Here is a 20,461-nt window from a genome sequence, read left to right as displayed (position 1 = left end):
TTAAGATCATGTAAAATTCATGCAAAGAATTTGTGAAGATCACCTTCCCGCCGCTCGGCGTGACAATTCCGCTCCGGATTTAGTACACTTGAAGGATAAGGAGTGATATGCGGTGAACAACAGAAGATTTACTCTGGAGGAAGCCAATGCGATGCTGCCCGGGCTCCGGCAGGATTTGGCCAAGCTGCAGAACCTCATGAAGCAGTTCGAGGGGCTCTACCGGGAATTGAAGCAGGCCAAGGCCGAGCACCTGCTGCAGCCGGCCGGCGGGGACGGCGGCGACCCGTTCTTCGAGATGGAGGGGCGGCTCGACTTTCTGCGGATCGAAGCGGAACTCTTCATCGAGAACTTCACGCGCCAGGGCGTGCTGCTCAAGATGATCAAACCCGGCCTGATCGACTTCCCTGCGGTCGTAGACGGCGAAGAAGTGCTCATCTGCTGGAAGGAAGGCGAGGAGCGCATCACGCACTACCACGGCTGGCACGACGGCTTTGCAGGCCGCAAGCCTTTTCCGGGTGCTTGAGGCTCACGAACGCCTTCACATCAGACGGCCCGGCTGTTGGCAAACAAGAAAAACCGTCCGGCTTGCCTGGACGGCTTTTCTTGTTTTGCCTATGGAGAGAGGAACGGGCTTCGTCGGGCGCTGTGACACGGAGTTACCGGCCATCGCAGCCGTCCATCCTATAGGGAGCCTGCCGCAGAAGCGGCAGACCTCCTTCTCTTATGACTGAGGCCGGAGCGGCCTCAGTCATAAGAAAAAGCCCGCTGCTCCCCTTCAAGGGGGAACGCGGACTTTTTCTTATGCCAAGTACACAGGCAACCGGTCCCCGGCCCGGAACCAACGACCATGCCGGCCGTCTCGGCTGCTTCACCGGATTACTGTTGATTGTTGTTCGCATTCGGGTTCTCGGAGAACACCTCGGCCGCTTCCTCTGCGGAGAATTCCGTATCGTTCTCGCCCTCGACAGGCAGCTTGTTCAGCTCCGTGGACTGTACGTCCGCCTTGGACACTTGATTCCGCTGGTTTGCCATCGTAAGCACCTCCTTCCTGAAAATGACAACAACATCCGTTATCATTCCACAGGAAGGCTTTTCTATACCCCACTCCGGAAAAATCTACCTTGTCATGCTGCGGCCGGTGCTACGCACCGGCTTTTTTCGGCTGCCCGGCAGGTTCGTGCCCACGACTCCGAGCACGATCAGCGCCGCGCCGACGAAATGATAATACAACAGCTGCTCGCCGAGCAGAAGCGCTCCCGCGGCCATCGTCACCAGGGTGGAAAGATGGCTGAAGACCCCGGCCTTCGAGGCCTCCAGCTTCGACAGCGCGTAGTTGTTGAGCATGGCGGTCACCATCGACGACAAGATGCCCAAGTACAGCACGGAACCGAGGAATGGCAGGCTGCCCAGCGGCTTAAAGTAAGCCGGGAGCGTCCCGGCCAGCAAGTGGCGGATCACGGACATGCCGTTAAAAAATACGAAGCCGATCAGCGTCATGGCAAAGGTCATCTCCATCACCTTGAAGCGCTGGGTCATCCGCCGGGCAAGCACGCTGTAAGCAGCCATGCAGCCGGCGGAGACCAGGATCAGCACCGTTCCGAGCAGGGCTCCCGATCCGATGGCCGCCCCCTTCATCACAAAGATGTAAACCACGCCTGCAGCCGACAGGAGAATGAACAGGATCTGCCGCATACCTGCAAATTCCTTGAGCACCACAGCCGCCAGCAGTGCCGTGAAGATCGGTACGGTCGCATGGATGATGCCCGCTTCCGACGAAGTGCTGTACGCCAGCCCGAACGCCTGGAAGGCGAAGAACAGCGACGGGTACATCAGCGCCAGCGGCAGAAGATGGGCCAGCTCCCGGGGACGGAGCTTCACGCGGATCCATCCGAATGCCGCGGCCAGCGCCAGCACGGCGAACGAAGCCGTGAACCGGTGGGCCAGCGTATCGAGCGGGTGTGCGGTGTCCAGGGCAATCTTCACGAAGAGGAACGAGAAGCCGATGATCACCGCACTACCCACAGCCGCCAGATATGCCGCTGTTTTCCCGCGATCACGCAAGGCCTCGTCGTTCTTCTGCTGACGGGTGACGCTGGTGTCGGCCTTTTCGGCCCCCTCTTCCCTTATCCTGCTCTCAGTCTCCATAGGCTTCATCAAGCTGTCCCTCCGTTCCTGCCTGTGTGTCTTACCAGGCTCTGTCGAGACCTATCGTAACCCGATCCTCGGCGTGGTACAATATGGTAAAAATCGAATCTGTACCGGTACAGAGGATTCCGGAAGGTGAACCGCATGCTGAAATACATGGAATTGGCGTACGAAATCGAGCGGCTGATCGAGACTCTTCCGCTCCGGGAAGGCGGCAGGCTGCCTTCGATCCGTACGCTCTCCCAGCGCTATGGCTGCAGCAAGAGCACGATCATCCGCACCCTGCAGGAGCTCGAACGGCAGCACCGGATCTACGCCGTGCCCAAAAGCGGCTATTACGTCGTCCGCAGCCGCGCGGCCTCGGAGGATGCCGGGTCCGGCACGCTTGACTTCATCTCCGCCGCGCCGGACCCGGAGCTCTTTCCGTATCTCGACTTCCAGCACTGCATCAATCAAGCGATCGAAACGTACAAAAACGACCTGTTCGTCTACGGTACATCCCAAGGCCTGCCATCGCTGCTGCGCATGGTCCGCCGTCTGCTTGCTTCCTCTCAGGTGTTCACGGAGACGGACCGCCTCTTCGTCACCTCCGGCGTTCAGCAGGCACTCTCCCTGCTGGCCACCATGCCGTTCCCCGGCGGGCGCCGCACCGTCCTCATCGAGCAGCCCGGCTACCATCTTATGGTACGTCACCTGCAAACCTACGGCATCCCGGCCCGGGGCATCCGCCGTACAGGGGAAGGGATCGATATGGAAGAACTGGAGCATCTCTTTCGCGGAGGAGATATCAAGTTCTTCTATACGATGCCGCGCTTTCACAATCCGCTCGGGTGCTCCTACATCGAGGATCAGAAAAAGCAGATCGTAAGGCTCGCCGCGAAGCACGATGTCTACCTGGTCGAGGATGATTATATGGCGGACTTCGAGGAGAACCGCCGGGCCGATCCCCTCTTCGCCCATGATCCTTCGGGGCGCGTGATCTATCTCAAAAGCTTCGCCAAAATCCTGTTCCCGGGCCTGCGTCTGGGCATCGCGGTCCTGCCGCCGGCGCTTGCCGAGGAGTTCTCCAGCTACAAGAAGCTGCAGGATATCGACACCTCCATGCTGTCGCAGGCGGCGCTCGAGATCTACTTGAAGAGCGGCATGTTCGAACGGCACAAGCAGCGGATCTCCCGTTCCTATGCAGAGAAAGCCCGCCTGCTCCACGACTGCCTGCAGAAAGCTGCCGGGCCGCTGGGGGATCGCGCAGCGTTCCGTCCGTCTTCCGCACCCATGATCCACACGCATCTGGATCTGCATCCCGGGATCGATGTCCCCCGACTGGCCGCCCGGCTCGACCGCCGCTCCGTTCGGATCGGGACGATGGATCCGCATTATCTGCACGGCTTCCCCCGGGATAACCTGCTCAAGCTGACCGTATCCCAGGTGAAGGCGGACGAGATCGAACGTGGGGTGGAGCTGATCGCGGAGGAGATAGCGGCAAGTCCTTTGAACGCTGCTAAGGGCCGGCCTTTCTCTTGATCGTTCATTCTCTTCTCTTTCGACAGCAAACAACAAAAGATAACAATTATAACGATGTTCGTGTTCAAACAGAAGGCTGCCCGAAGGCAGCCTCGAATGGGAATCGTATGTGGTTGCGTCGAAATTACAGCGCCTGCTCCTCCGCTGCACGGCCCGCTTCCTGCGCGCCTGCACCGCCTTTGATAAAATCGTACATCGACCGTACCTGCACACGGCCCGGGTCCCCGGCCGCGAAAGGCTCGCCGCCGTCCGAACGCTTGCGGAATGCTACGGTCACCGGACTGCCCGGCAGAAGATCGAAGAAGTTGTCGGTGAAGTGGCCTTCGGCCTCCGGCGACAGCCATACCTGCTTCGCTAGGCGGTCCGCCTCCAGCGTGAAGAGCACCTGCTCCCCTTCCACACGCTGCGTAACCTTCACGCCCGGCGCCGCCAGCTGCAGATCCTTCACCGGGACGAAGTAATGCTCCTTGAGATCCGCCGTGCCTTCGCTGCCTTCGAAGCGGGCTGTGAGCACGACCGAGGCCGGGTCGGCCCCTTCCAGCACTTCCTCCCGCGCCAGTGACTTCAGCAGCACCGACGTATTCGCAGCCAGCGTCACAGCTGCAGTCCACTGCTTCAGCACGTTCCCCTGGAAGTCGAGCAGCCGGAGCTCCAGCGCTCCCGTCAGCGGCTCCAGCAGGTCGGACACCCCGTGGATCTCGACCGTGCCGTCATTCTCGTCGAGCGACAGCATCACGCTGCGGAAGCTCCGCTTCGCATAATACTGCAGCGCCTTCCAGCGGCCGAGATAATCCATGCCCGCCCAGGAAGCGACCGGCCAGCAGTCGTTCATCTGCCAGTAGAGCGAGCCCATCGTGAAGCCCATGCGGCGGCGGTGCGCTTCGATCGCGGTTTTCATCGCTTCGCCCTGCAGCACCTGGCTCATATAGAGGAAGGAGCGGAAATCCTTCGGCTCGCTGAGATACTGGTCCATATACTCCTTGATGAGCATGTTGCCCCGCCCGTTCTTCTGGTGGCTGAGCATGACCTCGGAGACGAGCGCCATATCTTCCTCGGCCGCATAGGTCTCCACCGTCTTCTCCTCGGGGAACGATTGGAAGCCGTATTCGCTCATGAAGCGGCCGATGTGCACCTTGTAGTTCGAGAACGGCTCGACGTTATGCCACACGCCCCAGTAGTGGATATCCCCATCCGGTGAGGAGCTCGTGGCATGCTGGTTCTCATCCCCAGTCACTTCGCGCATCGGGGAGGACGGCCAGTAATCCGTCTCCGGCGACAGGGCGCGGATCGTTTCGGGCAGAATCTCATGGAAAATCGCCTCATAATCCCGCCAGATTTTCTCCCGGAGCTCCGGCGTATACTGCTTTTTCCAGCCCCAGCCCGCATTCTCGTTATAATGGGACCAGGCCGTGTCCATCTCGTTGTTGCCGCACCACAGCACGACCGACGGGTGGCGGCGCAGCCGCTTCACGTTTTCCTCGGCTTCGGCGCGGACGCTGGCCAGGAACGCCTCGTCCCCCGGATACATGCTGCACGCGAACATGAAATCCTGCCACACGAGGATGCCGTACTCGTCGCACAGCCGGTAGAAGTCATCGTGCTCGTAGATCCCGCCGCCCCAGACACGCAGCATGTTCATATTGGCTTCCGCCGTCGAAGCTACCTCATGACGGTAGCGCTCATAGGTCACCTCGGTCACGAAGCTGTCGTTCGGGATGTGGTTCGCTCCCTTGCAGAAGACCGGCACGCCGTTGAGCTCGATGTAGAAGCTCGTGCCGTGCGCATCCTTCTCCCGCACGAGCTTCGCCGACCGGAGACCGGTCGTCACGGACTCCTGCGCATGCACCTCCCCGCCGGATACCAGCTCCGCCCGGAAGTCCGTCAGCTCCTGAGTCCCCAGGCCGCGCGACCACCACAGGCGCGGGCTCTCCAGCTCGGCGGCCAGTTCGACCGTATGGCTGCCGGCTTGCAGACGGACCTCACGGCTCCACTGCCGCCCCTCGGCCGTTACGCGGAGCTCGCCGCTCCAGGCTTCGTCCGTCTGGACCTCGACCAGCGCCGTGAGACGGGCCGCCTCCGCCTTCACCTCATCCTGGCGGATATGGAAGTCCCGGATGCGGATGCCGGACCAGCTCTCGAGCCGCACGTCCTTCCAGATGCCGCTGGTCACAAACCGCGGCCCCCAGTCCCACCCGTAGTGATAAGGCGCCTTGCGAGCGAAAACGCTTACCTTTTCGTCCCCAAGACCGCCTGCTTCACTCTGGTCATTGACCGCAGGCAGCGCATACCCGAGCGCCCGCAGCTTCGGCAGATCCTCTTGAATCGGGGAACGGAACCGGATGCGCAGCGTGTTCTCCTCCTGCAGCAGTCCTTTGACGTCTACGCGCCAAGAGCGGAACATATTGTCGGCTGACAGAACCGGCTTCCCGTTCAGGTACACGTCGGCATACGTATCGAGGCCGTCGAAGACAAGCTCGACGTTCACTTGGCTCAGCTGTTCGGATGACGCATGGAAGCTCGTGCGGTACTCCCAGTCTTCCTTGTCGATCCACTGCAGCCTCTTCTCATTCGTGCCGTAGAAAGGATCTTCGATCTTCCCGTTTCGGAGCAGGTCCGTATGTACACAGCCCGGTACGGCGGCGGGCAGCCACTGCTCGTCTTTGCAGGCTTTGAATTCCCAGCCGGACAGGGTTATATAAGCAGGTTTCGTTATTGTCACAATCACCGTCTCCTTCTATGGAAGTGAAATAGAGTGGAATGCTGTGCCCCCATTATAAGGCAAATACCCACCCCTGACAATAACATAATACGGACATCAATTATAACAAATATAACACAAGATACAGTTGATCTTGGCCCCCATGGCCATGGAGGATAAATGGACGAATGCCGGTATATCCGTGAAAAAAAGCCCAGTCCGCTTCCCCTTCGGGAAACCGGCTGAGCTTATTGAGGATAGGAACCTTAGAATTCATACGCTTGAAGAAGCTCCGCCAATCTCAGTGCATGTGAGGCATGGAACGCTTCCCGCTTCTCCGCATCCAGATAATCGTCGATATAGTGCATGAGCACCGTTCTGCGCTGAAGCTCTTCCGGCAGCGTCAGAAGCTCATCCAGCGATGTATGCGACGGCAGGTTGTGGGGCTGCATATGGCACTCGTAGAAGAGCACCTTCGTCTTCGCCGCGGCCTCTTCCATCTGGCCGAGGTCAAACCGCGTATCCCCGCTGAAATAAAAATAAGGCGCGCAAAGCAGCCCGAAGGAAATCATTCCCGGGATATGTACGGTTCTTACCAGCTCGAAGCGCTGTCCTTCGATCTCGAACGCGTCCCGTACTGGGACGACCTCGAAGAAGTCCGAGAGCTCCTTCGGCCCCCGCGTCGAATAAGCGAGCCCGTGCCGGAGCGCATCCCACAGGTCCCCGAGCAGCTCTTCGTGCACGAACAGCCGGGGATTGCCCTTCAGCGGGTAGACCCCATGGTAGAACGCCAGCTTTTGCAGCCCGTTGATGTGGTCCTCGTGCAGGTGGGTGACGAAGACGTTCTCCACCCGGTTGAGCTCCAGCCCCAGCTCATGCAGCGCCGCATGGTTGGACTCCGGAAAATCAATGCACAGATTCGTGCCGCCGAACTCGAGCAGGGCGCTGTTATGCCCCTGCTTCACGCTGAAGCCGTCGCCCGCCCCCAAAAAAGTGAGTTTCATATTCCCTATTTCCCTCCCACAGTGAATCTATTATAGTAAGGATGAACTGACACCCTTGCTTGGAGGATAACCTGATGCTCCGCCGACTCTTCCCTTCCCGCCCGGAGCGGCGAAGATGGAAGCCATCGCTCTCGATGCTGCTGATCTCCTTGATCATTGTACTACTTACGAACAGTGTTTTCTATTATTATACAAAAAACAGAATGGCCCGCGAGCTCGAGGAACGGCTGCAGCTCATCGCCGATGTCCTGGCCGTCTCCATCCAGCATGCACGGGCCGGCGAGAAGCATGTGGAAGATCTCATCGGCCTGAACCTGCGGTCCGTCTCGATCGCAGCCCAGAGCCAGCTGCCTGCCGACATCGAGCAGGTCACGAGCGAACAGCTGGAGACGCTCAGCCGGCAGCTGATGGTCGACCATATCACGCTGATGAAACGGCAGGGCGACGATATTGTCGGCTACAAGTCTTCCGACCCGAAGGAGATCGGCATGAGCACAAAGGGCTGGCGCGGAGACTGGTTCCAGGCGTTCACCCAGCTGCTGGACCGCAAACAGACGCAGGTCCCGAGCGGGCAGGCGCTGCCGAACTACTGGTCCGGCCCGGTCAATACCTCGATGACCAATCCGAGCTCCGTGGACAAATGGGGCTATTATCATGACGGCTCGACGAACTACATCACCGATCCCTTCGTTCACGATACGCATCTGAGGTCTTACCAGCAGGATACCGGGGTGGATGCATTCATCCGCGAGATGACGCGCGAGGACCGGCCGAATGCGGCAAGCGAGATTACGGTCTACAACCCCCCGATCTTCCTGAAGGAGCAGGAGCAGTACCGCAAGGACGGGTACACTTGGTTCTCCGACCGCGAGATTCTGTTCGGCAGCTACACCATGAAGGACGGCCGGGATCCCTCCTCGGTCCATGAAGTGATGCGAACCGGACGGAATCAGGCGTTCACGACCGTGCTGGACGGGCATACCTATCTCAAGATGTTCATCCCGCTCGGGCTGGAGTACCCGGTCGTCATCGGGCTGACCGCAGATTATGAGCCCATCCTGGACTGGGTCCGCAAACAGCAGAGGCAGCTTACCCTGCTCATCGCCACCACGATCTTCATCGGGCTGCTCACCCTCTTCCTCTCGGCCCGGGTGATGAGCCGCAGCCGGGAACGGACGGCCGAGAGCGTGCAGGAAGTATATACCGACAAGATCGACGATCTGTTCCGCTCGATGAAGGAGCAGCGGCACGATTTTAACAACCATGTAGCGGCTCTCTCCGCCCTTGTGCAGCTGAAGCAGTATGAGGAGCTGACCCAGTATACGGAGCAGCTGATGGAGGAGACCCACGCCCTGAACGACATCATCCAGATCAACGTCCCGGCCCTGTGCGCTATTGTCCAGGCCAAGCTGATCCAGTCCGCCCAGCGGAAAATCCACTTCACCCACGATGTGGCGAACTTGTCGGGCGCGAACCTCGGGGCGCTGAAAGCTACCGACCTCGTCAAGGTCGTGAGCAACCTGCTTGATAACGCTTTCGATGCCGTCAGCGATTCGCCAGGGTCCGAGAAGCATGTACGGCTGACCGGGAGACTCTCGGACGGGAGGCTGCAGTTCGTGGTTGCCAATAACGGCGAACCGATCCCGGAGACGATGCGGGAACATATATTCGAAGCCGGCTTCACCACCAAGACGGGGAGCGGCAGCCACGAGGGACTCGGGCTGTTCATCGTTCAGTCGATCCTGAGCAGATACAAGGGACAGATCGAGGTTCACAGCTCTCCGGCCGAAACTCGTTTTGTGCTAAGCATTCCGGTCTAGGAATTAGGGAAACACATCAGGAGAAATACAGAGGGTAGGGATGCATCATGACTTATACCGTTATCATTGCGGAGGATGATCCCCTGCAGGCGAGGCTGTTGGAGCAGCTCTGCACGGAGGAGGGACTGCTGGTGGTCGGCGCGGTTTCGTCGGGCCGCCGGCTCATTGATGAGGTCACGGCAGGGAGGCCGGATCTCGTGATAGCCGACATCACCCTAAAGAGACAGGACGGCATCTCCGCCGTCCGGGAAATGATCGGGGACGGGCTCGCTCCCGTGGTGATCCTCGTCTCCGGCTCCGTCGATCCAGAGCACCTGCTCGCAGGCTATGACATTGCCGCCGTGGATTATGTGCGCAAGCCGATCCTGCGTGCCCGCTTCCAGCAGGCCGTGGACCGGGCCAAAGCCAGGGTGGATGCCAGACGCCGGGCGGCTGCGCTTCCGGAGCAGGTGAACTTCATCACCTGCAAGGTCCGTTACAGGGACCTGCAGTTCGCCGAGCCAGAGCTGCTCTACGCCGAGCGGACGATGCTCCGCAAGACGAAGGTGGTTCTCAGCGACGGCACCCATTTTCTCACAAGCACTCCCCTGCATGACATTCAGGTCCAGTGTTCGGAGCGCATCGTATTCAGCCACCGGAGTTACCTCGTCAACACCGCGCGGATCGCGGCGATCGAAACGGTACCCGGCGGTTCCAGGCGGAACTACGAGATCACCTTGATCGGCTGCCCGGTCAAGGTGCCGCTGACGCCTACGTACTACGGCGAATGCAGACAGCAGATGGAGTCGTTCGCGGGTAGACCGCTATGAGGACCAGCGCATCCGCTGTTTGCCGGCCGGCGGCAGCTTGGACGAATCCGGCGGAATCGGCATCGGGAGCAGCCAGTGGCCGGGCCGCATCCCCCGCACCGGCGGAACGGACAGCTTCGGGCGGACATACGCTTCATTCCTTTGGGGAAGCCGTGACAGAGGAAAGTGGCGGCGGCACGAACGGCAGAGCCCTTCGCTCGGCTCCTCATAAATGATCAGTCTCTCCGACAAGCAGTGTATGCAGCGGTCTCTCATGGTTCCCGTCCTCTTTCGATCAGTATATACTTCTACTGTACCAACCGGCAGCAGGGCTTGGGTATGGGTTGCGTCCGAAATGCGGAATCTTGCGCCCGAAATGTGCATGGCCGGGATGAACCTGAAAAGGAAGAAAAATATAGTCGAATGAAATATGCACCTAAAAGCGCGCTGGGCCAGGGCATGCTCTTCGCAGCGGTAACCATCCTGGTTGTCTCCATTGCCGGCGGCATCGCGCTGTACCTCCTGTTCTTCCGCCCGGCGGACGATTTTGCCTACCACGATACCTACTTTGCAGTTGGGCACATCCCCGTAGTCACGGCAGGCCTTCTGCTCGTTCTTTCCTTTATGGTGCTGACGGGATTATTCTGCGCGGTCAAGTGACTGTGGCTCCGGTACCGGCAATGATCCGCAGCTGCAGCAGCGATACTCTAAGATAAACGGCTTCTCCGTCCTATTAGGGCGATGCGTGTTTATAAGAATCGAGCCTTGGCGAGTTATAAATTGTTGTCAAGGAAAAAGGCCCGGGATCCTGTGATCCGGGCCATTATTATGACGCCTGCTCCTCGTATCCGCTTCCAATTCGTTCGCATGCTACTACTGCGATTCGCTCGCTCCGGTAGGGATCCGCAGATCCTGGAAGTTCTCCACAGATGCGCTTTTCTCATAAAAATGGGTGGCATTCGCCTGAATCCCTTCGCGGGTGTAGAACGGGTCGTCCGGCTGCAGCGGGAAGGTCACCTTCTCTCCGGTGCTTGCCGACTTGTAGATTCCGAGGATGAGCTCCAGCGTGCTGCGGCCGCTGATCCCGTCGACGAGTACCGGCGCTCCGGTTTCGATGGCGGCGAGGAGATTGTCCACCTGGCCGGCGTGCCCGGTGTGCGCCGGACCCGGCAGGCTGTCATACAGCTCCCGGATCTGTGCCTCAAGTTCGCCGTCCGCTGCCGGGAAGCCGTTCGGCAGCGATTGCGAGGCCTTCACCTTCCAAGGAGCGGAAACGCGGGCCCGTCTGCCCTGGAAGATCAGCTGCTGCTCCTCCCCGTGATGCACGACCGAGCTGGTGATCTGAGCCAGCGCCCCGTCCGGGAAGCGCAGCATCGCAATCGAGAGATCCTCAACCTCCGCGTTGTCGTGGAATGTGTTGCTCATGAACGCCTGCAGCTCGGCCGGCCTGCCCATCATCCACAGGAACGCGTCGATATGGTGCACCGCATGGTTCAGGGTGCAGCCCCCGCCTTCCTTCTCCCAGGTGCCGCGCCACCACAGATCGTAATAGCAGTGGCCCCGCCACCAAAACGAATCCACCTGCGCGTGTACGACCGGTCCCATGAGCCCGCTGTCCAGGACCGACTTCAGCTTCCACAGGGGCTCCGTGAATCGGTTCTGGGCCACCACCGACAGGATTCGTCCGCTCTCCAAGGCTGCCGCATTCATTTCGTCACACTCCTGCAGCGAGGAAGCCATCGGCTTCTCCACGAGCACATGCTTGCCGGCCCGCAGGAAGTCGATCGAGATGGGTGCATGGGTGTAGGGCGGCGTGCAGACCGATACGAGATCAATGTCCTCCTGAAGCAGCTCCTTATAATCCGCGACTGCGCGCGCACCCTCCAAGCCGAATTCGGCGATGCGGGCTTCCGCCTTGTCCTGGTAAATATCGCTGACCGCGACAATCCGGCAGCGCTCCGGAAACTTCAGGTAAGCATCGATGTGGGCACGCGAAATGGCACCTGTGCCAATGATGGCTATCTTCAACATAGGGAAAGACCTCCTCAGGCTTCTCTTTTTTCTTTTATTGTAAAAGAATCCTGCTCTCCTTTATGCCGCAATATTGTGGGATAATGCTTCAATCTTGCGGAACTGTGTGAACGGCTGCTGGTGGAGCAGCGAAATCATGCCGGGGCGGAGAACCGGCCTGCGAGGTGGCTCCATGCTGCCGAAGCGGGATCTTTTTCGGGCTTACGGAGGCGGCGCCCCGCCGATGGGCCGAGGCTTCGGGCTTCGTACACGGATTTTCCGTGTTCGCCCGGTCGGCCCAAGGCGGTTTCGCGTCCCCAAGACGGATTTTCCGGCTTACATGGGCCGCGTCCGGCCGATGGTCCGAGGCTTCGGGGGCTGTACACGGATTTTCCGTGTTAGCCCGGCCAGCCCGGGGCGGGATCGCGGCCCGAAGACGGATTTTCCGGCTTACGTGGGCTGCGCTCGGTCGAATGTCCAAGGCTACGGGCTCCGTACACGGATTTTCCGTGTTAGCCGGCCAGCCGGCCGCATGTCAGGGAGGCTTGTCCCTGGGCTAGCCTCCTCCTCCGGCACGCGTACACCGTATCAGGCCGCACACAGTTGGCGTGTTGTAACCCCGTCCCCAGCATATGCAGCGGACAGAATCGCTTAATGTTCCACTCCTGCGCCTCCGTTGGCATAAGAAAATCCCCTGGTCGGTGTCCTTTCGAAGAAGTGCATCCGTGGATTAATCAAAAACATCCGTCTCCCCGGCCAGCCCTGCCGGAAGAAACGGATGTTTCACTCAGCCCTTTTTCACACCGTCCGCATCAAATAACCGCACGTACGCCACAAGCTCAGCCCAGTTCACCCACGATAGGCCCACCTTCTGGTCAGCCGCCCCATAGGCCATCACGAGATCGTCTCCGACAAGGATCCCTGCGGTGGTGAACAGGCATGGCGTCGGATAATCCGTCGGCATCTCCCACTCCTGCTGCGCGTACATCATGCGCTCGGAGCACCGGTGTGTCACGACGGGAAAATCATCCTCCTGCTCCCGTACGATCAGGAACGACTGGGTGTAGCCGAAGTGCGCATCCTTTTTGCCGTGGTACGCGACCAGCCACTCGTCTTCGGAGATGCGCAGCGGCGGCCAGCTCGCCCCGATGCGGTTCTCCTCCCAGTCGAACCGGCCGGCCGCCAGCAGCCGGTGCTCCGCCTTCGGCGAAGCGAAGTCCCCGATCTCCTCGGCCGCCGCCAGGTAGATCGAAGGGCCGAGATCCGCCCCGTCCGGGAAGGCCGCCGGGGTCATGGGACGGTGCAGCATGACATACTGCAGCCGCCCGTGGATCTTCATCCGCTCAGGGAACAGGAACACATCGCGGTTGTCACTCACATGCCCTTCGGTCAGCGGGCCCACATAAGCGAAGGCTTCCTCATACCGGCGCGCCTTCAGCTTGTCGAGGTCAAGCCGGTACAGCACGGTAACCGTCACGTTCGTCCGGCACGTTTCGTAGAAAGGGCCCTCCCCCTCCTGAGTCCACTCCGGCACATAATCGTAGCGGGTCTCAATGGGAGGGTCCCCATCCACCAGCCAATACGGCCCGGGCGGGAACAGCCGGCACGCAGCCGAGAGATACAGCTGTCCCTCGACCGGAAAAATCCGTGGATCTTCGATGCAGCCGTTGGCGTAATTCCATACCTGCCGCCCGACCGCATCCGTGACCTTCAGTTCCTCTTCCTCCCAGCCCAGCTCAGGGGCCAATGCCGGACGCGAGAAATCCGCATCCCAGGTCTGCCCCCGGTCATGGCTGACGGCATAGCCAAGGAAGATCGGGTAGGGCGGGTATTTGCCCTCGCGCTGCTTTTGCGGCCACGGCCCTGTCGCCCGGAACAGCATATGCAGGGTATCCGCATCCTCCGGGTCCTGGACGATCGCCGGGTTGAGCACCATCTTGCTGGCCCAGTCGCAGCCCGGCTGGGGGACCAGCACCGGCTCCGGCGAATAGTGAAACTGGGGTTTCATGCCTCTCTCCGCCTCCTTATCAATATACAGAGATACGCAGCGGAACGAACCGCCTGCAGGAGACGGCATCGGCTGCCGCCCCGGCTTTACTTGTCAATCTGATGCTGACCTTCCGTCCGGCCCTTGCCTATCGATCGGCCCTTGTACTACCGCCTGACGATTCCTTCGTTCGGACTCGCCCTTCCATATCCACTATGCTCGACAAACAGACTCCGGCTTCCCTCACGGCGGCTGTGCCATCCACCAGACTATGCCATTCCATCTCAACTATGCCCCGAGCAGTCTCGTCTTTTCTTCCTGACCCTGCTTGTCGATCTGATGCTGACCTTCCGTCCGGCCCTTGCTTATCGATCCCGACCCTGTCCTACCGTCCCGACAATTCCTTAGCTCGGACTCGCCCTTCCATATCCATTAGGATCGACAAGCAGACTCCAGCTTCCCTCACGGCGGTTGTGCCATCCACCAGACTATGCCATTCTATCCCAACTATGCCCCGAGCAGTCTCGTCTTTCCATCCTGACCCAGCTTGTCGATGAGAACACTTCCTTATCGTCCGGTCCTTGCCCAAGGATCAGACAATGCCGCTTCATCCCGGCTATGACTTCCGCTGACCTTTCTTTCCTTCCGGCTGGACTTGCCCAACCTGCTCCGCCTTCCATTCCGGCGATGCCGATCGATTCTGCCCTGCGATCCCGACTTGCGGCTCCATCCTCCTCTCCACCTGCTCTCCGCTCACTCTCAAGACTTCCCCTTGCGCGTCAGCCCGGCAAGCTCGCTCCACTCCTCGGGGGTCACCTCGAGCAGGTCGTTGAACTGCCCGGCGCCCTGCAGCCACTCCCCGCCGTCGATCGTTACGACCTCGCCGTTGATGTAGCCGGCGTAGTCGGAGATCAGGTAGGCGGCCAGGTTCGCCAGCTCCGCCTTCTCCCCGACGCGCTTCAGCGGCACGCCCTGCACCAGCTTCTCCGCGAGCTCCGGCGTCGGCGCCAGCCGGCTCCACGCACCGTCGGTCGGGAACAGGCCCGGGGCAATGGCCGCCTGGCGGATGCCGTAGCGGGCCCACTCCACCGCGAGCGAGCGGGTCAGCGCCAGCACGCCGGCCTTCGCGGCCGCGGAGGGCACGACGAACGCCGAGCCCGTGGACGCGTACGTCGTCACGATGTTCAGCATCGTGCCGCCCCGGCCCGCTGCGATCCACCGCCGGCCCAGCTCCAGCGTTGTGTAAAACGTGCCGTGCAGCACGATGTTCAGCACGGCGTCCACTGCCCTCGGCGAGAGGCTCTCCGTCGGGCTCGCGAAGTTGCCCGCCGCATTGTTCACGAGCACGTCGATGTGCCCGTAGTGCCCCTCGACGGCATCGATCATCGCCAGCACCTGGGCCGCATCGCGCACGTCGCAGGGCGTATGGAACACCTCGCCGCCTCCGGCGCAGAGCTCCGAAGCGGCCTGCGCCAGCACCTCCTCCCGGCGGCTGGTGATCGCCAGCTTCGCCCCGAGCTCAAGGAAACGCTCGCCCATCGCCCGGCCGAGTCCGGTGCCGCCGCCGGTGATCAGCACGACCTTATCGCGCAAGAGCTCCTTATCGAACATGGCGGCGCTCCTTCCCGGCCGGCCGGCGTCCCGGCACGGCCGCCCCCTTTTCCAGGCAGCCCTCTCCGAACCGTCCCCGGGCATGCCGCTCCCCCTCATGCTCGGCCGCGGCCGCCTCTCCTGCCTCCACCCGTCCATGCTCCGCTTCAGCCGGCCCCGCAGGCTCTACCTGCTTCCACCTCCAGTTCACCGCATTCATCCTAAGGTTCAGCCCGATCAGCGTATGATTCATCGTCTATGCCCCATCTCCTGATTGGTAGTGGTCCTTGTACTGCTCGCGAAGCTCGCGCTTCATGAACTTGCCTACGGACGTCCGGGGAATCTCCTGCAGCACCACGACATCGTCCGGAATCCACCACTTGGCAAACCGGCCCTCCAGAAAGGCCAGCAGCTCCTCCTTCCCGGCCGCCCCTTCCGAGCCCTCCTTCCACGACACAAAAGCCAGCGGCCTCTCACCCCACTTCGGATGCGGAACCCCGATGACACAAGCCTCGAAGACCCCGGGATGCGCCATGAGAGCGTTCTCCAGATCGACGGAAGAAATCCACTCGCCGCCGCTCTTCACGAGATCCTTCATCCGGTCGACCAAGCGCACGAAGCCCTCCGCATCGATCACCGCGATGTCCCCGGTCTTGAACCAGCCGTCCTCGAACGCTTCCCGGGTCCGTTCGTCCCTGTAATACTCGGAGGCGATCCACGGCCCGCGCAGCCAGATCTCGCCCATGTCCCTGCCGCTGCGGGGGACGTCGCCCTGGGGACCGACGATCCGCATCTCGAGCCCGGGCACGAGCACCCCCTGCGACGCCAGAATATCGAGCTGCCGCTCCTCCGGCAGGCTGAGCTGGCCGCTCTTCAACCGGGAGACGGTCACGAGCGGACTCGTCTCGGTCATGCCGTATGCGTGGCAGAGCGGAACGCCGATCCGCCGGTAGCTCTCGATGAGGCTCCGGGGCGCCGCCGATCCGCCGCAGATGGCGGCCCGCAGGCTCGAGAGGTCCGCCTGCACGGACATCTGTGCCTGCAGTGCCGCGGTCCACACCGTAGGGACCCCGGCGGCAATCGTCACGCGCTCCGTCTCGATGAGCCGCAGCAGCACATCCGGCGCGGGAACCGGCCCCGGCAGCACCTGCTTCGCGCCGAACCAGACCGAAGCGAACGGCAGTCCCCACGCGTTGACGTGGAACATGGGCACGACCGGCAGCACGGTATCCCGCTCCGACAGTCCGAGCGTATCGGCGCTGCCCAGGGCCAGCGAGTGCAGATAGATGCCCCGGTGGGAGTAGATCACGCCTTTGGGGTTGCCGGTTGTGGCCGAGGTGTAGCACATGCCCGCGGGAGCGCTTTCATCAATGTCGCCGGGAAACTCGCAGCCTGCGTCCCCGCTCTCTATCATGTTCTCATAGGAATAGGGCGGCTGTAAAGAGGTCTCCGGGAGGCCTTCCCCCTCCGCCATGACGATATAACCTTCGACGTGGACCAGCCGGTCCTTCACTCTCTCGAGCAGCGGCAGCAGGCACTCATCCACGAGCACGAAGCGGCTCTCCGCATGATTCAGGATATACGCGATATGTTCCGGAGACAGCCGGATATTCACCGTATGCAGGACCGCCCCCATACAGGGGATCGCAAAATAAGCCTCCAGGTGCCTGTGATGGTTCCACGCGAAGGTCGCCACCCGGTCCCCTCGCTTCACCCCCAGCGCCTCCAGCGAGGAAGCCAGACGGCGCGTCCTCCGGCCGAACTCGCCGTACGTATAACGCAGCACCCCCGCAGCTGTGCGGGATACGATTTCTTTTTGCGCGAACAGCGTCTGGGACCTCTCGAATAATGAGCGGAGCGTTAATGGAAATTCTCCCATCCAGCGGCACCTCCGTGAGTAGATTCCTGCCTTCCGCTTCCTACTGTCATCATATCAGAGGCCCCCCGCTTATATGAATGAAAAGTAAAGAAGTGTTACAATAGGGAGGTGGAGCTTTTTTCCACCCCTGTGCCACTGCCCCTCGGGCGGACCAAACACTACAGAGAGAAGGGTGTTCGCATGCCAAACCAACTGCAGCGCCAAGACGTGCCCGCGCACGAAAAATGGAATCTGGCCGACATTTACCCCTCGCCCGCCGCGTGGGACGAAGACTACGCCAAGATCGAAACCCTGATCACCACGGTCAAGGCATTCGAGAACCAGCTGACCGCAAGCGGCTCCCTGCTCGCTTTCCTCCGCAGCCAGGAAGAGATGTACCGCCTGTACGAAAAGGTGTATGTGTACGCTTCTCTCCAGCTCGCCCAGGATACGCGCGAAACCTCCTCGCAGGCTCTGCTCGACAAGGCCAGCCAGCTCGGTGTGCGGGTCAGCGCTTCGACGGCCTTTTTCTCCCCGTTCCTGATGTCCCTCGATCCCGAGGTGCTCGAAGGCTATATCAAGGAAGAGGAAGGACTGCGCTACTACGAGAGAGACCTCTACGAGGAATACAAATACAAGAAGCACGTGCTGAGCCAGGAAAAAGAGGAGGTCCTCTCCCAGCTCGGCGAGGTGATCGGCGCCCCGCGCACGATCTTCAATATGCTCAACAATGCGGACATCCGCTTCGGCAAGGTGCATAACGAGGAAGGCGGCGAGGTTCCGCTGACCCGCGGGATGTACGCCAAGATCATGGAGCACCAGGACCGCTCGAAGCGGGAGGAGGCGTTCCATGCGTTCAACAAGCCCTACCTCGAGCTGAAAAACACCATCGCCGCCACCCTCGGCTCCTCGGTGAAGAACAACGTCCTCTTCTCCCGGATGCGGGGCTATGAGTCGCCGCTGCAGCGCTCCCTCTTCAAGGACGACGTGCCGGTGTCGGTGTACGATAACCTGCTGGAAGCCACCAAGGCGAACCTGGCTCCCCTCCACCACTACCTCCAGGTGCGCAAAAAAGCACTCGGCGTCGAGGATCTGCGCGTGTATGACCTCAGCGTGCCGCTGGTCACCGATGTGGAGATGACGATTCCGTACGAGGAAGCGTACGACACCATGCTGGCAGCCCTGGCTCCGCTCGGCGACGAGTATGTGAGCGTGCTGGCCGAAGCCCGCACCTCCGGCTGGATCGACGTCCGCGAGACCGAGGGCAAGCGCTCCGGCGCCTTCTGCTCGGGCCCGTACGGCACGCACCCGTATGTGCTGCTCAACCACAACAACACGTTCGACAGCATGTTCACCCTGGCGCACGAGATGGGCCATGCCATGCACTCGTACTACAGCGACAAGCACCAGCCGGCGATCTCGGCGCAGTATACAATTTTCGTGGCGGAGGTGGCCTCTACGGTCAACGAGGTGCTGCTCATGAAGCACTACCTGAAGCAGAATCCATCGGAGAGCCTCAAGAAGTACCTCCTGAACCACTTCATCGACGAGTTCCGCGGCACCTACTTCACGCAGGTTATGTTCGCCGAGTTCGAGAAGCAGGTGCACGAGAAAGCGATGCGCGGCGAGACCCTGAACAGCGATTCGCTCAGCGAGGTGTACGAGGACCTTTACAAGACCTACTACGGCGACGTGCTCGAGCTCAACCCCGAGGTCAAATACGGCTGGGCCCGCATCCCGCACTTCTACAACGCGTTCTACGTCTACAAGTATGCGACCGGCTATGCGTCGGCGTTCCATCTGGCCTCCCGCATCTTCGACGGGGATGCCGAAACGGTGCGGACGTACCTGGAGTTCCTGAAGTCCGGCCGCTCGGAGTACCCGCTCGAGCTTCTGCGCCGCACCGGCGTGGATCTGCTCCAGCCCGAGCCGATCCAGGGGGCCATGGAGGCGTTCGCCGGGATCGTGAAGGAATTCGAGAGCACCTTCTGAGTGCAGCCTGAAATAAAAAAAGCCAAGCTTCCTCTCCGCCGCGGAGAAGGGGCTTGGCTTTTTTGAGATCGTCAGCAAGACGGACCGCTTCGGTCAGCACGCATCGTCTCATCAGGGAAATGTGAGCCTGTTGTCGCCGGACTGCGTGATACAATGGGAGGCAAATGGGCTGATCATACCAGTTTAGAATCGACAGAGTGGGAGTTTCTGCGCCATGTGGGATTGTCACTCGGGGTGCCCGATACGGCCATTCTGCGTGAGGACCAGGCGGCTCATACATTCGATAACGCCCGCTTGTCCCGGGAAGTACTGCAGCAGGCAGGCATTCATCCCCGGAGCTTCACGCTCGTCTGCAAAAACTACCATGCGCGAGGAGCTCTGCTGACGTATCAGCTTCATTTTCCCAGGGAGACAGTCTTCCATGTGAGTCCGGTCGTTGACAACACCGGGATTACCAAGGAGAATTGGCATCTGGAAGAATCAAAGATCCACTGCGTCATGAACGAGCTCGAGAAGGTCGGAACGTATTTCCGCCCTCATATTCTCCGCAGTTCCATGTGAAGCAGAGGAAAGGGCCGGCCGGCACCGTCGAGCTCGGAACGGCCTCTCTGTACGAATCCATACCGCTTGTAGAACGCACATGCGCCATCGTTTTGTTCGTTGACATCTACTTGCAAAGAGCCGCCATGCATGCTTTCCACATGCCGGATTAACCGGCTGCCCATCCCCTGGCCATGATACGCCGGATCGATGAACAGCATCTCGATCTTGGTCCCATCCAGCCCGATGAATCCGGTCGGCGTCTGATGGTCCCACAGGGCCAACCAGATTTCAACCTCTCGCAGGGCACCGCCCCGAACGATTCCATGGTAGAATTCCAAATCCACTTCGGTCAGAAAGGTATGCGTCTGCCGGACAGCCCGGTACCAGATATCCACGAGCTGATCATGAAATTTTTCTTGATAAGGGATAATGTCGATTGTCATGACAAGTCCTCCTGTACTTTTGTTGATCGTTGATCGCAGATTGCAGACGACCCTCGGTTTCA

Annotated in this window: 17 protein-coding genes; 7 read left to right on the top strand and 10 right to left on the bottom strand. The window is 60.5% G+C overall.

The window, feature by feature from the left end; translation table 11 throughout:
- Nucleotides 1-112 precede the first annotated feature (112 nt).
- Complete coding sequence (locus tag ACP26L_RS12800; RefSeq protein WP_426452949.1) at nucleotides 113-523, top strand: DUF2203 domain-containing protein; 411 nt, start codon at nucleotides 113-115, stop codon at nucleotides 521-523.
- A gap of 353 nt (nucleotides 524-876) precedes the next feature.
- On the opposite strand, the gene ACP26L_RS12795 is transcribed toward ACP26L_RS12800, so the two are convergent.
- Both ACP26L_RS12795 and ACP26L_RS12790 read right to left on the bottom strand, forming a co-directional pair.
- Nucleotides 877-1,032, bottom strand: a complete 156-nt coding sequence (locus ACP26L_RS12795; protein WP_426452947.1) for a hypothetical protein — start codon at nucleotides 1,030-1,032, stop codon at nucleotides 877-879.
- A gap of 84 nt (nucleotides 1,033-1,116) precedes the next feature.
- Nucleotides 1,117-2,154, bottom strand: coding sequence for a DMT family transporter (locus ACP26L_RS12790; RefSeq protein ID WP_426452945.1), 1,038 nt, complete (start codon nucleotides 2,152-2,154; stop codon nucleotides 1,117-1,119).
- A 135-nt stretch (nucleotides 2,155-2,289) separates the two neighbouring features.
- Here ACP26L_RS12790 and ACP26L_RS12785 point away from each other — a divergent pair, with 135 nt between their 5' ends.
- Nucleotides 2,290-3,666: a PLP-dependent aminotransferase family protein gene (locus ACP26L_RS12785; RefSeq protein ID WP_426452943.1), complete on the top strand. Its 1,377-nt coding sequence runs from the start codon at nucleotides 2,290-2,292 to the stop codon at nucleotides 3,664-3,666.
- Between the two features lie 124 nt (nucleotides 3,667-3,790).
- On the opposite strand, the gene ACP26L_RS12780 is transcribed toward ACP26L_RS12785, so the two are convergent.
- Together ACP26L_RS12780 and ACP26L_RS12775 are read right to left on the bottom strand one after the other, a co-directional pair.
- The gene (locus tag ACP26L_RS12780; RefSeq protein WP_426452941.1) at nucleotides 3,791-6,385 is read right to left on the bottom strand and encodes a beta-mannosidase; all 2,595 of its coding nucleotides are present in this window, start codon (nucleotides 6,383-6,385) and stop codon (nucleotides 3,791-3,793) included.
- A 245-nt stretch (nucleotides 6,386-6,630) separates the two neighbouring features.
- Entirely contained in the window at nucleotides 6,631-7,368 is a 738-nt protein-coding gene (locus ACP26L_RS12775; protein ID WP_426452939.1) for an MBL fold metallo-hydrolase, read from the bottom strand.
- 74 nt (nucleotides 7,369-7,442) lie between these two features.
- Here ACP26L_RS12775 and ACP26L_RS12770 point away from each other — a divergent pair, with 74 nt between their 5' ends.
- Both ACP26L_RS12770 and ACP26L_RS12765 read left to right on the top strand, forming a co-directional pair.
- On the top strand, nucleotides 7,443-9,188 hold the full coding sequence (locus ACP26L_RS12770; protein WP_426452937.1) for a sensor histidine kinase: 1,746 nt from the start codon (nucleotides 7,443-7,445) through the stop codon (nucleotides 9,186-9,188).
- Nucleotides 9,189-9,235: 47 nt separating this feature from the next.
- A complete protein-coding gene (locus ACP26L_RS12765; protein ID WP_426452935.1) occupies nucleotides 9,236-9,997 on the top strand; it encodes a LytR/AlgR family response regulator transcription factor in 762 nt (253 codons plus the stop codon).
- Here ACP26L_RS12765 and ACP26L_RS12760 read toward each other — a convergent pair.
- A complete protein-coding gene (locus ACP26L_RS12760; protein WP_426452933.1) occupies nucleotides 9,992-10,228 on the bottom strand; it encodes a hypothetical protein in 237 nt (78 codons plus the stop codon). The two genes, ACP26L_RS12765 and ACP26L_RS12760, sit on opposite strands and share 6 nt — an antisense overlap.
- Before the next feature lie 171 nt (nucleotides 10,229-10,399).
- On the opposite strand from ACP26L_RS12760, the gene ACP26L_RS12755 reads away from it, so the two are divergent.
- Nucleotides 10,400-10,636, top strand: coding sequence for a hypothetical protein (locus ACP26L_RS12755; protein WP_426452931.1), 237 nt, complete (start codon nucleotides 10,400-10,402; stop codon nucleotides 10,634-10,636).
- A 213-nt stretch (nucleotides 10,637-10,849) separates the two neighbouring features.
- On the opposite strand, the gene ACP26L_RS12750 is transcribed toward ACP26L_RS12755, so the two are convergent.
- The 4 genes from ACP26L_RS12750 to ACP26L_RS12735 form a co-directional block, all read right to left on the bottom strand.
- Nucleotides 10,850-12,007, bottom strand: coding sequence for a Gfo/Idh/MocA family protein (locus ACP26L_RS12750; RefSeq protein WP_426452929.1), 1,158 nt, complete (start codon nucleotides 12,005-12,007; stop codon nucleotides 10,850-10,852).
- A 766-nt stretch (nucleotides 12,008-12,773) separates the two neighbouring features.
- A complete protein-coding gene (locus ACP26L_RS12745; protein ID WP_426452927.1) occupies nucleotides 12,774-13,994 on the bottom strand; it encodes a hypothetical protein in 1,221 nt (406 codons plus the stop codon).
- A 738-nt stretch (nucleotides 13,995-14,732) separates the two neighbouring features.
- Nucleotides 14,733-15,584: an SDR family oxidoreductase gene (locus tag ACP26L_RS12740; RefSeq protein ID WP_426454921.1), complete on the bottom strand. Its 852-nt coding sequence runs from the start codon at nucleotides 15,582-15,584 to the stop codon at nucleotides 14,733-14,735.
- Nucleotides 15,585-15,819: 235 nt separating this feature from the next.
- On the bottom strand, nucleotides 15,820-17,442 hold the full coding sequence (locus ACP26L_RS12735) for a long-chain fatty acid--CoA ligase (RefSeq protein ID WP_426452925.1): 1,623 nt from the start codon (nucleotides 17,440-17,442) through the stop codon (nucleotides 15,820-15,822).
- Between the two features lie 180 nt (nucleotides 17,443-17,622).
- Here ACP26L_RS12735 and pepF point away from each other — a divergent pair, with 180 nt between their 5' ends.
- Nucleotides 17,623-19,413 carry an oligoendopeptidase F gene (gene pepF / locus ACP26L_RS12730; RefSeq protein ID WP_426452923.1) on the top strand — a complete coding sequence of 597 codons (1,791 nt, stop codon included), beginning with the start codon at nucleotides 17,623-17,625 and terminating at the stop codon, nucleotides 19,411-19,413.
- Between the two features lie 153 nt (nucleotides 19,414-19,566).
- On the top strand, nucleotides 19,567-19,974 hold the full coding sequence (locus ACP26L_RS12725; RefSeq protein WP_426452921.1) for a YdcF family protein: 408 nt from the start codon (nucleotides 19,567-19,569) through the stop codon (nucleotides 19,972-19,974).
- On the opposite strand, the gene ACP26L_RS12720 is transcribed toward ACP26L_RS12725, so the two are convergent.
- On the bottom strand, nucleotides 19,950-20,399 hold the full coding sequence (locus tag ACP26L_RS12720) for a GNAT family N-acetyltransferase (protein ID WP_426452919.1): 450 nt from the start codon (nucleotides 20,397-20,399) through the stop codon (nucleotides 19,950-19,952). The genes ACP26L_RS12725 and ACP26L_RS12720 overlap by 25 nt on opposite strands.
- Between the last annotated feature and the right edge of the window lie 62 nt (nucleotides 20,400-20,461).

Origin of the sequence: Paenibacillus sp. S-38, assembly GCF_049942825.1 — a bacterium.
Taxonomy (GTDB): Bacteria; Bacillota; Bacilli; order Paenibacillales; family NBRC-103111; genus Paenibacillus_G.
This window is presented reverse-complemented; position numbering and strand designations above follow the sequence as displayed.